Origin of the sequence: Bradyrhizobium sp. BRP19 (genome assembly GCF_020194195.1) — a bacterium.
Lineage (GTDB): Bacteria > Pseudomonadota > Alphaproteobacteria > Rhizobiales > Xanthobacteraceae > Bradyrhizobium > Bradyrhizobium yuanmingense.
In genome coordinates, this window is record NZ_JADYVZ010000005.1 from 323,925 (window position 1) to 339,395 (window position 15,471).

13 protein-coding genes are annotated in these 15,471 nt (G+C 64.8%); 4 read left to right on the forward strand and 9 right to left on the reverse strand.

The genetic code is table 11. The annotated features are described in order from the left end of the window. Positions 1 to 106 precede the first annotated feature (106 nt). Entirely contained in the window at positions 107 to 1,243 is a 1,137-nt protein-coding gene (locus I6F36_RS19035) for an acyl-CoA dehydrogenase family protein (RefSeq protein WP_225171992.1), read from the reverse strand. Between the two features lie 130 nt (positions 1,244 to 1,373). Then, positions 1,374 to 2,144: a helix-turn-helix transcriptional regulator gene (locus I6F36_RS19040; protein WP_036002093.1), complete on the reverse strand. Its 771-nt coding sequence runs from the start codon at positions 2,142 to 2,144 to the stop codon at positions 1,374 to 1,376. Between the two features lie 186 nt (positions 2,145 to 2,330). Here I6F36_RS19040 and I6F36_RS19045 point away from each other — a divergent pair, with 186 nt between their 5' ends. The 4 genes from I6F36_RS19045 (at position 2,331) to I6F36_RS19060 (ending at position 8,711) form a co-directional block, all read left to right on the forward strand. Then, positions 2,331 to 4,592 carry a marine proteobacterial sortase target protein gene (locus I6F36_RS19045; protein ID WP_225171948.1) on the forward strand — a complete coding sequence of 754 codons (2,262 nt, stop codon included), beginning with the start codon at positions 2,331 to 2,333 and terminating at the stop codon, positions 4,590 to 4,592. Positions 4,593 to 4,808: 216 nt separating this feature from the next. Beyond that, on the forward strand, positions 4,809 to 5,378 hold the full coding sequence (locus I6F36_RS19050; RefSeq protein WP_225171949.1) for a class GN sortase: 570 nt from the start codon (positions 4,809 to 4,811) through the stop codon (positions 5,376 to 5,378). Between the two features lie 134 nt (positions 5,379 to 5,512). Next, complete coding sequence (locus I6F36_RS19055; protein ID WP_225171950.1) at positions 5,513 to 7,729, forward strand: acetate--CoA ligase family protein; 2,217 nt, start codon at positions 5,513 to 5,515, stop codon at positions 7,727 to 7,729. A 154-nt stretch (positions 7,730 to 7,883) separates the two neighbouring features. Further along, entirely contained in the window at positions 7,884 to 8,711 is an 828-nt protein-coding gene (locus I6F36_RS19060) for an MlaD family protein (protein WP_225157966.1), read from the forward strand. A gap of 202 nt (positions 8,712 to 8,913) precedes the next feature. Here the strand turns inward: I6F36_RS19060 and I6F36_RS19065 are convergent, their stop codons facing one another. The 7 genes from I6F36_RS19065 to urtB form a co-directional block, all read right to left on the reverse strand. Continuing rightward, positions 8,914 to 9,954, reverse strand: a complete 1,041-nt coding sequence (locus I6F36_RS19065; protein WP_036023905.1) for an aliphatic amidase — start codon at positions 9,952 to 9,954, stop codon at positions 8,914 to 8,916. A gap of 34 nt (positions 9,955 to 9,988) precedes the next feature. Continuing rightward, on the reverse strand, positions 9,989 to 10,366 hold the full coding sequence (locus tag I6F36_RS19070) for a zinc ribbon domain-containing protein (protein WP_036038468.1): 378 nt from the start codon (positions 10,364 to 10,366) through the stop codon (positions 9,989 to 9,991). A gap of 109 nt (positions 10,367 to 10,475) precedes the next feature. Continuing rightward, the gene (fmdA, locus tag I6F36_RS19075; protein ID WP_028133835.1) at positions 10,476 to 11,705 is read right to left on the reverse strand and encodes a formamidase; all 1,230 of its coding nucleotides are present in this window, start codon (positions 11,703 to 11,705) and stop codon (positions 10,476 to 10,478) included. A gap of 27 nt (positions 11,706 to 11,732) precedes the next feature. Then, a complete protein-coding gene (gene urtE, locus I6F36_RS19080; RefSeq protein ID WP_036002119.1) occupies positions 11,733 to 12,422 on the reverse strand; it encodes an urea ABC transporter ATP-binding subunit UrtE in 690 nt (229 codons plus the stop codon). Between the two features lie 68 nt (positions 12,423 to 12,490). Then, a complete protein-coding gene (gene urtD, locus I6F36_RS19085) occupies positions 12,491 to 13,246 on the reverse strand; it encodes an urea ABC transporter ATP-binding protein UrtD (RefSeq protein WP_225171951.1) in 756 nt (251 codons plus the stop codon). A gap of 10 nt (positions 13,247 to 13,256) precedes the next feature. Continuing rightward, positions 13,257 to 14,399 (reverse strand): urea ABC transporter permease subunit UrtC, encoded by a 1,143-nt coding sequence (gene urtC, locus I6F36_RS19090; RefSeq protein WP_057025952.1) that lies wholly within the window; start codon positions 14,397 to 14,399, stop codon positions 13,257 to 13,259. A gap of 17 nt (positions 14,400 to 14,416) precedes the next feature. Next, the gene (gene urtB, locus I6F36_RS19095) at positions 14,417 to 15,343 is read right to left on the reverse strand and encodes an urea ABC transporter permease subunit UrtB (RefSeq protein WP_036002129.1); all 927 of its coding nucleotides are present in this window, start codon (positions 15,341 to 15,343) and stop codon (positions 14,417 to 14,419) included. Positions 15,344 to 15,471 lie beyond the last annotated feature (128 nt).

Below are 15,471 nucleotides of genomic sequence, written 5' to 3' on the forward strand. Positions count from 1 at the left end.
CGTCATTCCGGGGCGCGCGTAGCGCGAGCCCGGAATCCATTTGTCTACGGTGTCTGCGGCCCGATGGATTCCGGGCTCGCTTCGCGCCCCGGAATGACGGCCGTAGTCACAACCCCATCTGCCGCGAGGCCAGATCCTTCATGATCTCCTCGGTGCCGCCGCCGATGGCGTTGACCTTGACCTCGCGGTAGATGCGCTCGGCCTTGATGCCGCGCATGAAGCCGGCGCCGCCGAAGATCTGCACGGCCTCCGAGGCGCAGAACGCCATGGTCTGCGTCGCCTGGTTCTTCATCATGCAGATTTCGGCGACCGGGCTCTCGCCCTGCTCCAGCCGCCAGGCCAGCATCTCCAGCATCGCTTGCGAAGCCGCGACCTTCTGCGCCATATCGACGATCTTGTGGCGGATGACCTGGTGCTGCGCGAGCGGCTTGCCGAAGGTCGTGCGCTCTTTGGCATAGGCGATCGCCTCGTCGAGACAGACGCGGGCAAAGGCGGTGCAGCTCGCGGCCATGCCCATGCGCTCGCTGTTGAAGTTCTGCATGATGATCTTGAAGCCTTGGCCCTCCTCACCGATCAGGTTCGCGGCGGGCACGCGGCACGCGTCGAAATGCAGCGTCGCGGTGTCGGAGGCCCACCAGCCCATCTTCTTCAGCTTGGTGCGCGACAGTCCGGGCGTATCGCCTTCGATCAGGAGCAGGCTGACGCCGCCGGCGCCCTCGCCGCCGGTCCGCACCGCAACGGTCAGGTAGTCGGCACGCATCCCTGAGGTGATGAAAGTCTTCTCCCCGCTGACGACGTAGTGATCGCCGTCGCGCCGCGCGCGCGTGCTCAGGTTGGCAACGTCGGAGCCGCCGCCCGGCTCGGTGATCGCCAGTGCGGAGATCTTCTCGCCGGCCAGCACCTGCGGCAGCACGCGCGCCTTCACCTCGGCGCGTGCGGCCCGCGCGATCGGCGGCGAGCCGATGGTGTGGCTCATCAGGCTGGCGCTGACGCCGCCTGCGCCGGCGCGCGCAAGCTCCTGGCTCGCCACGATCTTCATGAATTGCTCGGCGGCGATGCCGCCATATTCTTCCGGGAATCCAAGTCCCAAGAGGCCAATTTCGGCCGCCTTGCGATAGAGCGTGCGCGGGAATTCGCCCGCTTCGTCCCATTCATGGGCAAAGGGCGTGATCTCCTTCTCGACGAAGCGCCGCATCACGTCGCGGAACGCGTCGTGCTCGGCGGTATAGAACGGGCTCTTCATCGCGAGACTTGCCTCGAACGGTTTCGTCTCAGCCACCATGGCTCTAACCTGGGCCGTTCACTTGCGCGGAGTGGCTGATCGGGCGCGAACGCTTCGAGCAAGCCAGCAACGCACCCCCAGCGGATTGCTGTCACAGCGTCAGAAACAACGCGAACGGCTCTTCCACCGTGCGGCGCAAGTGCTTTCGATACAAGGCGTGGTTGGGATCCTCGGGCGCAACCCGGCCCAAGGAAGGTTTTGGGATATTCCTGAGCGGCACATAGGCGATCGGCGCGGCGATCGGCGTGAGCTGCGAGCCGGGCCCGGCGCGCAGCGTCGAGATGATGCCGTACATTTCGCCTGATACCGTCGGCCGCGACACCGTGATCACGCGGTGCTGGCCGTGCTTGATGATGACGAGGTAGATGAAGCCGGACTGATGTGGGACGGCGACCTCGCCGGTATGCTCGTAGGCGGCATCGGTCCGCTCACCCTCGCGGAAGACCAGCGACGAGAGCTTCGGCTCCCAGGCGATCTCAGTGCGATAGGCGAAGATCGCATCCTTGTCGCCGAACGACGGCCGCAGGGTGATGTAGACGTCCTCGAGCCAGGTCACCGCGCGATGGGCATAGGAGCCGAGACTGTCGGGCGCGACGTCGTTTGCGGCGGGAGGCGCCGCCGCGACGACATTTTTGCGCAAGGAAACGCCGAGCGCCTGCTCCAGCCGGACTGTCGTCGCCAGCGTGAACGGCCGCCGGCCGCCGAGCACCTTCTCGAGCGTCGAGAGGCTGAGCTTGGCTTGCTCGGCCAGCGCCTGCCGGGACATCCGGCGCCGGGCGAGCTCCTCGCGAATGGTCTCGGCGATCTCGCGGCTCTGCTCGTCCGAAAGCTGCTTGTCCGTGAGTTTGTCCTGCATCTGCATCGTCAGCCCCGCTCCAGGCCGGTCACTTTAGCAGGGCGGACAGACCAGCACAAAACCGCACATGACCGCCCCGGCTCAAGCGAGCCTGGGCCGGCCGCGGCGGAACATTGCCGATCATTCTGCTCGCGAAATCCCGCCCCGCCGGCGGATGCTGAGGACCAGCAAACATGCTTCGGAGCAAGCCAAATGAACGCCTACGACACGGCCGATAGCGACGAACACCCGCTGTTGAGCCGCCTCATCAAGGTCGGACTGTTCCTTCTGGCGCAGGGCATCGCCGTGATGCTGGTCGCCTTCCTGGCCCTGCTGGTGAGTTTCGGGGCGAGCTGGTCGGCGACGACCGAACAGGCCAGCCTGCTCCAGCCCGGCGAAGCACGGTCGGGCAGCCTGCTACTGAAAGAGGACGGCACTACCACGGAGGCGATTCGCCTCGGGACCGATATCGACATTACCGTGTCGGGCCCGACCTTGCGCGCCCGCGTCACGCAAGCATTTCGCAACCCGACCAAGGATTGGGTCGAGGCCACCTACGTCTATCCGCTCGCGGCCGGCGGCGCCGTCGACACACTGAAGATGGTGGTCGGCGACCGCGTCATCATCGGCGACATCAAGGAACGGCAGCAAGCGCGCGTGATCTACGAGGAGGCGCGCCGCGCCGGCCAGAAGGCCGCGCTCACCGAGCAGGAGCGGCCGAACATCTTCACCAACTCGGTCGCCAATATCGGTCCCGGCGAAACCGTGCTGGTGCAGATCGAGTACCAGGAGCCGGTGCATCAAGTCGGCAACGAATATTCGTTGCGCCTGCCGCTCGTGGTCGGGCCGCGCTACAATCCCGCACCGATCATCCAGAGCGTCGATTTCCGCAAGGACGGCTCGGGCTGGGGCGCGACGTCGGACCCGGTGCCGGATCGCGAGCGCATCTCGCCCCCTGTGCTGGATCCCGCCAAACATGCGCCGCTCAATCCGACCAGCATCATTGTGCGCCTGCAGGCCGGCTTTGCGCTCGGCGAGGTCAAGAGCCACCATCACAACGTCAAGACGGAAAGCCCGGATAACATGACGCGCGTGGTGACGCTCGCCGACGGTGCCGTGCCCGCCGACCGTGATTTCGAGCTGACCTGGAAGCCGGCTGCCGAGACAGCGCCGTCGGTCGGACTGTTCCGCGAGCACATCGGCGATGCCGATTATTTGCTCGCCTTCGTCACCCCGCCGAGCGCCGAGCAGGCGACGCAGAAGCCGCTGCCCCGCGAGGTCGTGTTCGTGATCGACAATTCCGGCTCGATGGGCGGCACGTCCATCGTGCAGGCCAAGGCGAGCCTGCTTTACGCCCTCGGACGCCTGCAGCCGAATGACCGCTTCAACGTGATCCGCTTCGACGACACCATGGACATGCTGTTTCCGGCCGCCGTGCCGGCCGATGCCGCCCATATCGGCGAGGCGACCTCCTTCGTCGGCGCCTTGCAGGCGCGCGGCGGCACCGAGATGGTGCCGGCGATGCGCGCGGCACTGGCCGACAGGCTCGGCGACACCGGCATGGTCCGCCAGGTCGTGTTCCTGACCGACGGCGCGATCGGCAACGAGCAGCAATTGTTCGATGCGATCACGACGATGCGCGGCCGCTCGCGCGTCTTCATGGTCGGCATCGGGTCCGCGCCCAACACCTATCTGATGACCCGTGCCGCCGAGCTCGGCCGCGGCGCCTTCACCCATATCGGCTCCACCGAGCAGGTGGAGGAGCGCATGCGCGGCCTGTTCGCCAAGTTGGAGAATCCGGCCGTGACCGGCCTCACCGCAAGGTTTTCCGAGGCCAATGCCGACGTCACCCCGGCGATCATCCCCGACGTCTATCGCGACGAGCCCCTGGTGCTGGCGGCGAGACTCGACAAGCTCGCAGGCTCGCTCGAGATCAAGGGCCGCGTCGGCGACCGTCCGTGGTCGGTGACGCTGCCGCTGCAAAACGCAGCCGAAGGCAAGGGCCTGTCGAAGCTCTGGGCCAGGCGGAAGATCGCCGATGCGGAGGTCGCGCGCACCCTGCGCGAGATGACGCCGGAGGAAGCTGACAAGGCGATCCTGGCGCTGGCGCTCGACCATCAGATCGTCACGCGGCTGACCAGCCTCGTCGCGGTCGACAAGACGCCAAGCCGTCCCGAAGGCGAACCGCTCAAGCTCAGCGAGCTGCCGATCAACCTGCCCGCGGGCTGGGATTTCGAGAAGGTGTTCGGCGAGCGGCCGCATCTGACGCCGACACAGCTGCACGAGCGCCATGCCGATGCGCGCAATCAGCCGGCAACGCGACGGCCTATGCCTGCTGCGCCCGATGCGATCCGCCTGCCCAAGACCGCGACCTCGGCCGAGCTGAAGATGATCGCGGGCTTCATCCTGATCGTGCTCGCCCTGATCCTGTTCGTGTTCAACCGGCGTCGGACCTTGCTCACCGACGCCGCTTGAGAGAGGAGCTCCCCCGAACTCCTCTGTTAGCGCGCGCGGCTGCCCGTCCCCTCCAAACGGCCGCGCGCGCCTTTTTTCACTGTCATTGCGAGGAGCGAAGCGACGAAGCAATCCAGACTGCCGCCGCGGAGACAGTCTGGATTGCTTCGCGGAGCCTGTCATCGGGCCGCGCTTCGCGCGGACCCGGTGGCTCGCAATGACGAGAGACGAAACACAATGCCCCGCTTCATCTCTCCGCCGGTCCTCGCGCTTGTCGGCCTCTTCCTGTTCGGCGACGGCGCCTATATCCATGCCAAGGCGTGGCTGGCGCAGGTGCTGCTGGAGCGCGCCTTCGACCGGAGCATTGCCACGGGACAGGCGGTAAAGCCCTGGTCCTGGGCCGACATCTGGCCGGTCGCGCGGATCGAGGTGAAGCGGATCGGTGCCAGCGCCATCGTGCTGGAAGGCACGAGCGGACAGGCGCTCGCTTTCGGGCCCGGTCATATCGAGCACACGGCTGATGCGGGCGAACGCGGGATTGCCGTCTATGCCGCCCATCGCGACACTCATTTCCGCTTCCTGAAGGATGTTGCCATTGGCGACGTCATCGACGTCACGCGCAGTGACGGTCGACACTTTCGCTATCGCGCGGATTCCTCGGCCGTGGTTCGCTTCGATGCATCCGGCATCGATCCCATGGCACAGGGTTTCGAGCTTGTTCTCGCGACCTGCTGGCCATTCGATGCCGTCACATCCGGCCCCGAGCGCTACATCGTGCATGCGACATTGATTGGCGCCGACGGCTAGATCGCCGATCGGACTGACACGCACCGGTGCGCGCTTCATTCCACCACACGGCATACCAGCCACACAGTTGCCAAAGGACTCGCCATAGAACAGAGTGACGCGACACCAATAAGAACAACAGGTGAGGTCACGCCATGGAAGCCCGTGTGTCTGCTGCGCCCGCATCACGTCCATGGTCTCCGCCGCCAGATGCCAGCGACATCGTCAAGGGCATCCACGCAATGCTGCACCCGCACAACATCGTGCTGGTGGGCGCGACCGACAAGCCCGGCAATTATGCCGAGCGCATCTGGAACAATCTGATCAAGTATGGTTTCGAAGGCGGGCTCTATCCGGTCAACGCCAAGCGCGACACCGTCTGGGGCGTTCCCTGCTACAAGGACTTTGCGAGTCTTCCGGAGAAGCCCGATCACGTCCTGGTGCTGGTGCCTGCGCGCTTTGCCGTGCAGGTGATCCGCGACGCCGCCGCAGCCGGCGCGCGGTCGGCCACCATCGTCACCTCCGGCTTCAGCGAGCTGCAGGATGACGAAAGCCAGAAGCTCGCTGCCGAATTGCAGGCTGCGGTGCGCGAGACGGGGCTCGCGGTCACGGGCCCGAACTGCCTCGGCAATTTGAGCGCCGGCGAAAAGCTCTTCACCAATATCGACGATCGCATCGTCACCATGGAACAGGGCGCGGTGGCGATCGCCGGCCAATCCGGCGCGATCGTCATGGCGATCCGCCAGACGCTGGAAGACCGGGGTGTCGGCGTCGGCTACATGGTGACCACGGGCAACGAGGCCGGGCTCGAGACGCCGGATCTGATGCGCTACTTCGCCGAGGATCCGAGCATCAAGGTGATCGTCGTCTACCTCGAAGGCGTGCGCAACACCAAGGCGTTCCGCGATGCCTGCAAGGCGGCGCGCGCGGCGAGCAAGCCCGTGATCGCGCTCAAGCTCGGCGCCTCCGAAGGCGGCCGCGCCGCGGCGATGGCGCATACCGGCGCACTCGCCGGCTCGATCGAGACGTTCGACGCGATCGCGACGCGCGAAGGGGTGATCCGGGTCGGCGGCCTCGACGAGCTGATCGAGACCACCGAGTGCTTCGTGCACGCGGCCGTTCCGAAAGGCGACCGGCTCGCCGCGGTGACGCTGTCCGGCGGCAAGCGCGGCATGCTGATCGACGCATTCTATGCCGCAGGCCTGAATTTCACGCCGCTGAGCCCGCATGTCAGCGCGGAGCTGGCGAAGATGCTCGGCCCCGGCTCGATCGTCGGCAATCCGCTCGATGCCGGCTTCGCCGCAGTGGTCGATCCCTCCGTCTACATGAAGTCGATCAAGCTGATGATCGACGACCCCGATATCGACATCGTCATCGTCGATGCCGAGCTGCCGAAGGCGCCGCACGAGCTGCGCGAGCGCAATTTGCGCATCGTCAACGAGATGGCGAGCGAGGCGGGCAAGCCGGTGATCTACATCAGCGCGATGTCGATCGGCTTCACCGAATACACCAAGGACTTGCGGAAATCGCTGCCGCATCTCGCGGTCATGCAGGGCATGGACCGCGCGGTGACCGCGATCAAGTCGCTGCTCGCCTATGCGAAGCTGCGCAAGGAGGTGCCCGATATCGTCTCGAGCTCGAAACCCGCCGCCCGCGCCGTGCTGGAGAAGACGTTGAGATCGGCGACCGGTGCTGCGCTCGACGAGGTCGCCTCGAAGAAGCTGCTCAAGGCCTACGGGATCCCGATCTCGAAGGAGGCGATCGCGCAGACTGCGGCGGACGCCGTGAAGATTGCGAAGCAGATCGGTTTTCCGGTCGTGGCAAAACTCGTCAGTGCGGAGATCCTGCATAAGTCCGACATCGGCGGCGTGGTGCTGAACCTCAACAGCGCAGCCGAGGTAAAGAAGGCGTTCGCCGACATCACCGCGCGGGTGGCGAAGCTCAAGGGCAAGCCGAAGCTCGACGGCATCCTGATCGCACAGCAGGTCAAGGCCGAGCTCGAGCTGGTGGTCGGCGCCTCGCTCGACGCCGAGATGGGGCCGGTCGTGCTGTTCGGCACCGGCGGCATCGACATCGAGCTGATGAAGGACGTCGCGCTCGCCGGCGCGCCGCTGGATGAGAGCGAGGCACGGCTCCTGATCGGCCGCACCAAGGCCGGCGTCAAGATGCGCGGCTATCGCGGCAGGCCGGTCTTGCACGAGGCCTCGGCGGTGAAGGCGCTGGTCGGGCTGTCCAACCTGATCGCGGATGCGGGTGATCGCATCGCCTCGATCGACATCAACCCGTTCCTGATCAACACCAGGACGGGTGTGGCCGTCGACGCCCTGATCGTGCTGAACAATGCTGCGGCAAAGCGGGCGGCCGGGCATTGAGGTGCGTAGGTCCGTAGGGTGGATTAGCGCAGCGTAATCCACCAATTCGGTGCATCCACGCGCGAGGCGTTGGCGGGTTACGCTTCGCTAACCCGCCCTACGTACCATCGTGACCTTCTTCCAACCATCCCGCTTTGGCCCTAAACTCAGCCTCATGGCACGCGCGAGCAATCTTGTGATCGGAACGGCAACGCTGGCGGCGATCGCCGTGGCGTTCGGCGGCCTGCTCGGCGCGCAGAAATGGCGCACCATCCAGAGCCGCAGCCAGTTGCGCGTGGTGTTCGAGGGCGGCTCCGCCAGCGGGCTGCGCCGCGGCGGGCCGGTCAATTTCGACGGCGTGCCCGCCGGCCAGATCCTGTCGATCAAGCTGGATAGTCCGCGCAGGATCGTGGCACTCGTCATGCTCGACAACACCGCGCCGATCCGCAAGGACACCGTGGCCGGAATCGAGTTCCAGGGCCTCACCGGCATTGCCGCGATCTCACTCATCGGCGGCGCCCCCTCTGCACCGCCGGTGCCGCTGGACGCGGACGGCATCCCGGTGCTGACGGCCGATCTCAGCGACGCCGAAACCATCGTCGAAACCCTGCACAGCGTCGACCGCACCATCGTGAACAACGCCCCCGCAATCAAGGAGGGCCTGCACACGTTCGAGACCTATACCGCCGACCTCAGGAGCAAGGGCGCCGAGATCGATTCGGTCATGGCCAAGGTCGACAGCGCCTTTGCGGGCTTCGACAAGGCGGTCGCCAAGATCGAGGGCGCGGTGCCGGGCTTCGTCGACGGCAAGGCCGACGAGCTGTTCGAGAAGATCCAGGGACTGCACGAGCTTGCCGGCACCATGAAGAAGAAATCGGCGGCCTACCTCGACGACATTCGCCGCTCGCTGCTCGACGTCAGCGAGGCCGCCAACAAGATGAGCGGCACGCCGGCGCCTGCACCCCCGCGCCCGCCGCGCAGGCCCACGGAGCAGAAGCGGTAACGCCTCTTTCTTACCCTCCCCTGGAGGGGGAGGGTCGGCTCACATGGAGCGTAGCGAAATGTGAGACGGGGTGGGGTGACGGTCTCTCCCCATCCAACAGCGCCCGAGAGGAGGGATCACCCCACCCCGCTCGCGCTACGCGCGATCGACCCTCCCCCTCCAGGGTCCCTCCAGGGGAGGGTAAGGCGGAATCGGCGACGGCTCAGTAATTGCTGGCCGCCGCGCCGTTCGGAATGCCGTCGATCGGGCATTCCTCGGTGCCGGGCGTCGAGCGGGTCATTGCCTCGACCATGTCGCGCGTGCCTTCGGGATCCCTGATCCAGTTCTTGTAGAAATCATACGGGCACGCGGCGACGCCGCGCGGGCTGTCGCCGGAATTGATCATGCCGGTGTAGCCGCGGTGAACCAGCTTGTAGAGATGGTTCTGCGACTGGCCGTTGCGGCGCGCGTCGCGGATCAGATGCTTCGACAGCTGCGCGTACTGGATGCCGTAATCCTCCTCGCCGCATTCGCCGAGCGTGCGGCCGTCGAAACCGATGATCGCGGAGTGGCCGAAATAGGAATAGACGCCGTCGAAGCCGGCGGCATTGGCGACCGCGACATAGACGTTGTTGGCCCAGGCCATGGCCTTTGAGATCATGACCTGCTGCTCCTTGGCCGGATACATGTAGCCCTGGCAGCGCACGATCAGCTCCGCGCCCTTCATGGCGCAGTCGCGCCAGATCTCCGGATAATTGCCGTCATCGCAGATGATCAGGCTGACCTTCAGACCCTTGGGCCCCTCGGAGACATAGGTGCAATTGCCGGGGTACCAGCCTTCGATCGGCACCCAGGGCATGATCTTGCGGTACTTCTGCACGATCTCGCCCTTGTCGTTCATCAGGATCAGGGTGTTGTAGGGCGCCTTGTGCGGATGCTCCTCGTGGCGTTCGCCGGTGAGCGAGAACACGCCCCACACTTTGGCCTTGCGGCAGGCTTCCGCGAAGATCGCGGTCTCCTCGCCCGGCACCATCGAGGCCGTCTCGTACATCTCCTTGGCATCGTACATGATGCCTTGCGTGGAATATTCCGGGAAGATCACGAGATCCATGCCGGGCAGCCCGACCTTCATGCCGACGATCATGTCGGCGATCTTGCGGGCGTTGTCGAGCACCTCGGCCTTGGTGTGCAGGCGGGGCATCTTGTAATTGACCACCGCGACGCCGACCGTGTCGTTGCTGCTGGAGATGTCACCGTGAAGCATGTGGAGCGCTCCTGTTGTCTGATGCTGGCGTGGGTTAGTGGCTGATCATCCAAGGGCGTGCGGTCGGAAAGCCCTTGGCACCGCTCCTGGTCTTGGTCACCAGCCGCGCCGGCTTTGTCCTGTCCGCTGCGCTCTTGTCCTTCACGGTCTTGCCCGAGGAGCAGCAGCCGCAGCCCGGGCCGTGCGAGGCCTTGTATTGCGCCAGCGTCTGCGGTGCGTGCGTGCTGCGCTCGTTGACGGCGTGCGCCTTGCGCTTCTCCGCCGGCATGCAGAAGAAGTTCGGCGCCGTCAGGATGACGCGGGGCGCCATCGTCTCGCAGTGGGGGCAGCTCTGCGGATCGTCGCATTCCGCCATCGGGCGCAGGTCCTTGAAGGGACCGCAGTCGTCACAGAGATATTCGTAGACCGGCATCGCATCATCCCACTTCTGTGCTCAACACAACTCGCTGCCACCGTGCGTGTGGAGACAGCCCCTCACCCCGAACCCTCTCCCCGTGAGAACGGGGAGAGGGAGCGCGGCGTCACTTGTCCGGCGAGATCGGCATCTGAATGTCGCCGGTGATGTGCTTGATGGGTCCGGCCGCCGACGGCATCACGTCGAAGTCGAAGATCTCGGTCGGCAGCCATAGCGTGGCGCAGGCGTTGGGCACGTCGACCACGCCGGAGATGTGGCCCTGGCACGGCGCGGTGCCGAGGATCGAATAGGCCTGGGCGCCGGAATAGCCGAACTTCTTGAGATATTCGATGGCGTTGAGGCAGGCCTGACGATAGGCGATGTGGACGTCGAGATAGTGCTGCTTGCCGGCCTCGTCCACCGAGATGCCCTCGAAGATCAGATAGTCCTTGTAGTTCGGCGTGATCGGCGATGGCTTGAAGATCGGATTCTTGATGCCGTATTTCGACATGCCGTCCTTGATCACCTCGACTTTCAGGTGCAGCCAGCCGGCCATCTCGATCGCGCCGCAGAAGGTGATCTCGCCGTCGCCTTGGCTGAAGTGCAGGTCGCCCATCGAAAGACCCGCGCCGGGGACGTAGACCGGGAAGTAGATCTTCGAGCCGCGCGAGAGATCCTTGATGTCGCAATTGCCGCCATGCTCGCGCGGCGGCACGGTGCGCGCACCCTCGGCGCCGATCTTGGCTTTCACATCGCCCTTGGCGCGGCCGCCATGGGCGGTCGGCGCGAACGGCGGATTGGCAAGGCCGGGCACGCGGGTCGGGTTGGTCGAGATCAGCTCGGCCTCGCGCTTATTCCAGGTGTCCAGCATCTTCGGATCGGGCAGACAGCCGATCAGGCCGGGATGGATCAGACCGGCAAAGTTGACGCCGGGCACGTGACGCGACGAGGTGTAGAGACCTTTGATGTCCCAGATCGACTTCTGCGCCAGCGGGAAATGGTCGGTGAGGAAGCCGCCGCCGTTCTGCTTGGAGAAGAAGCCGTTGAAGCCCCACAGGCTCTCCTTGAGCGGACCGACGTCGAGCAGGTCGACGACGAGAAGGTCGCCGGGCTCGGCGCCCTTGACGCCGATCGGGCCGGAGAGGAAGTGCACGATCGACAGGTCGATGTCGCGCACGTCGTCGGCGGAATCGTTGTTCTTGATGAAGCCGCCGGTCCAGTCATAGGTCTCGATGATGAAATCGTCGCCGGGATTGACCCAGGCCACGATCGGGATGTCGGGGTGCCAGCGGTTGTGCACCATGTCGTTTTCATAGGCCGACTTGGTGAGATCGACCTTGATCAGTGTCTCTGGCATCGAGATGCTCCCCTTTTACACGGTTGGTTAGACGGACAGATATTTCGAGACCTGCGCGGCATCGACGGCATCGCGCGGATCATCGCGCACGATCTCGCCGTTCTCGATCACCAGCACGCGGTCGGCGATGTCGAGCGCGAAGCTCAGGACCTGCTCGGACACGACGATCGAGAGCCCCTTCTCGTCGCGGATGCGCTTCAACGTGCGCGCCATCTCCTTGATGATCGAGGGCTGGATGCCTTCGGTCGGCTCGTCCAGCAGCAGCACCTTCGGCTTGGTGGCGAGCGCGCGCGCGATCGCCAATTGTTGCTGTTGCCCGCCGGAGAGATTGCCGCCACGGCGGCCCTTCATCTCCAGCAGCACCGGGAACAGTTCGTAGATGTCGTCAGGCACCTCGGAGCCGCCGGAGACGACGAGCCCGGTCTCGATGTTCTCCTTCACCGTCATGGTGGAGAAGATCATGCGGCCCTGCGGCACATAGGCGAGACCCTTGGCGACGCGCTCAAAGCTCTTGAGGTTGCCGAGCTCGGCGCCATCCATGTTCACCGAGCCGCTCTTGGCCGGCAGGATGCCCATCAGCGACTTCATCAGCGTAGTCTTGCCCATGCCGTTGCGGCCCATGATCGCGACGATCTCGTTCGCCGCGACCTTGACGTTGAGCCCGTGCAGCACCTCGCTCTGGCCGTAGGCGACGTGGAGATCGGAAATAGCCAGCATCAGCCTGCTCCTTGCTTCTTGCGCATGATCTTGTCCGGAAACCGGACGCCACTTTCCGGGATCATGCGCTAGTGACCGAGGTACACTTCGATGACCTTGGGATCGTTCTTCACCTTCTCCATCGTCCCCTCCGAGAGGATCTGGCCCTGGTGCAGCACGGTGACCTTGTGCGCGATGTCCTCGACGAACTTCATGTCGTGCTCGATCACCAGCACCGAACGGTTCTTGATGATGCGGTTGAGCAATTCGGCGGTCTTGGCGCGCTCGGACACGCTCATGCCGGCGACGGGCTCGTCGAGCATCAAGAGGTCGGGATCCTGGATCAGCAGCATGCCGATCTCGAGCCACTGCTTCTGGCCGTGGCTGAGCTCGTCGGCATAGGTATTGAGCTTGTCCTTGAGGAAGATCATCTCCGCGACCTCCTCGACCCGGTCCTTCACCAGCTGATCGCGCTGAAAGGTCAGCGAGCCGAACACGGTGCGGCCGCGCGGAAACGAGATCTCGAGGTTCTCGAACACGGTCAGATCCTCGAACACCGACGGCGTCTGGAACTTGCGCCCGACGCCGGTCTGCACGATCTCGTTCTCCCTCATCTTCGTGAGCTCCTTGCCACGAAACTGGATCGAGCCCGAGGTCGCCTTGGTCTTGCCGCAGATCAAATCGAGCACCGTGGTCTTGCCGGCGCCGTTGGGGCCGATGATGACGCGGATCTCGTTCTCCTCGACATAGAAGGAGAGATCGTTGACCGCCTTGAACCCGTCGAACGAGACGGTGAGGCCGGAGACCGCGAGCAGGAAGTCCTTGGGCTGGTGACCGATGAGCATGATCGCCTCCTCACTCTGCCGGCGCGCCGTCGGCGACGGAATTGTCGGTCCAGCCGGACTTCGGCTTGCGCGAGGCGAACAGCCGGTCGATGCGCGGCTGCACGTAATCGGCCCAGAGCCCGGACAAGCCGTTCGGGAAAGCAAGCACGACCGCGATGAACAGCGCGCCGAGGCCGAACAGCCAGAGTTGCGGGAAGGATTCCGACAGGCTGGTCTTGGCGAAGTTCACCAGGATGGCGCCCCAGACCGCGCCGAAGATCGACATCCGCCCGCCGACCGCGGTGTAGATCACCATCTCGATCGACGGCACGATGCCGACGAAGGACGGCGACATGAAGCCGACGTTGAGCGCGAACATGGCCCCACCGATCGCGGCGAAGACCGCGGCCATGCAGAAGGCGAAGATCTTGAAATTGGCGACGCTGTAGCCGGAGAAGCGGACGCGATCCTCCTGCTCGCGCATCGCCACCAGGATACGGCCGAGCTTGGTCAGGCGGATGAACTGCGCGATGCCGATGCAGGCGAACAGCAGCACCACCTCGACGAAGTACAGGATGATCTTGGCGTGATCGGGCCGGATGTCCCAACCCTTCAGCGTGCGCAGGTCCGTCATGCCGTTGATGCCGCCGGTATAGCCCTGCTGTCCCACGATGAGGATGGTGAGGATGGCCGCGACGGCCTGGGTGATGATCGCGAAATAGGTGCCGCCGACGCGGCGCTTGAACATCGCGGTGCCGATGATCAGAGCGAACAGGCCGGGGACCAGGATGATGGCGAGGATGGTGAAGGTGAGGCTGTGAAACGGCTGCCAGAAGAACGGCAGCGCCGTGATCTGATTCCAGTCCATGAAATCGGGGATGCCGGGCGTCGACTGGATCTTGGTATTCTCGACGCTGGAGGCCTCGAGCTTGAGGAACATCGCCATGCAATAGCCGCCGAGTCCGAAGAACACGCCCTGCCCCAGGCTCAAGATGCCGCCGTAGCCCCAGCACAGCACGAGGCCGATCGCGACGAAGGCGTAGGTCAGATATTTCGCGACCAGGTTGAGGCGGAACACGTCCAGCGTCAGCGGCAGGATCACGAACAGCACGGCGGCGAGCGCAATGAAGCCCATCAGTTCGGATCGGTTGAAGAAGCGTGAATTGATGATCATGACTTGCCTGCTTCTCGTTATTTGCGGACCTTGAGGGCGAACAGACCCTGCGGCCGCAGCATCAGGATGCCGACGACGGCGAGCAGTGTGAGCACCTTGGCCATCGAGCCCGACATGAAGAACTCGAGCGTCGATTGCGTCTGCGAGATCGAGAAGGCCGAGGCGATGGTGCCGAGCAGGCTGGCGGCGCCGCCGAACACGACGACGAGGAAAGTGTCGACGATGTAGAGCTGGCCCGACGTCGGCCCGGTCGAGCCGATCATGGTGAAGGCGCTGCCGGCGACACCGGCGATGCCGCAGCCGAGGCCGAAGGTGTAGCGGTCGACCTTCTCGGTGTTGATGCCAACCGCGCCGGCCATGATGCGGTTCTGCACGACCGCGCGCACCTGGCGGCCCCAGCGCGACATGTAGAGGACGTAGGCGACGGCGATGGTGATCAGCACGGTGAGGCACATCACGAAGACGCCGTTGATCGGCACCTCGATGCTGTCGGTGACGCGGAGCGAGCCCAGCATCCATTGCGGCAGCTCGACGCCGACCTCGCGCGCGCCAAACACCGAGCGATAGGCCTGCTGCAGCATCAGGCTGAGGCCCCAGGTGGCGAGCAGCGTATCGAGCGGGCGCTTGTAGAGGTGCCGTATCAACCCCCATTCCACCAGCATGCCCAGCGCGCCCGAGGCGAGGAAGGCCAGTATCATGGCGAGGAAGAAGTAGCCGCTGAACAGGCTCGGCAAATAGGCCTGGAAGAGATTGGAGGTCATCCAGGTGACGTAGGCCCCGAGGATCATGAACTCGCCATGGGCCATGTTGATGACGCCCATCTGGCCGAAGATGATCGCAAGGCCGAGCGCCATCAGGACATAGACGGAGAACAGGATCAGTCCGGCAAACCCCTGCATGACGAAGATCGAGCCGAGGTCGCCAATCGAATAGTCGCCGAACATCCATGTCCTCCGTCGGGAAAGGGTCCCGCGTCGCGAGCAGGTTCGCGACGCGGGGGCTTGAGGCATGGACTTGCGATCCACGCCAGGGAGCGGTTTTGCCTTGAGGGGGTGCGACGGGCGCCGCGACT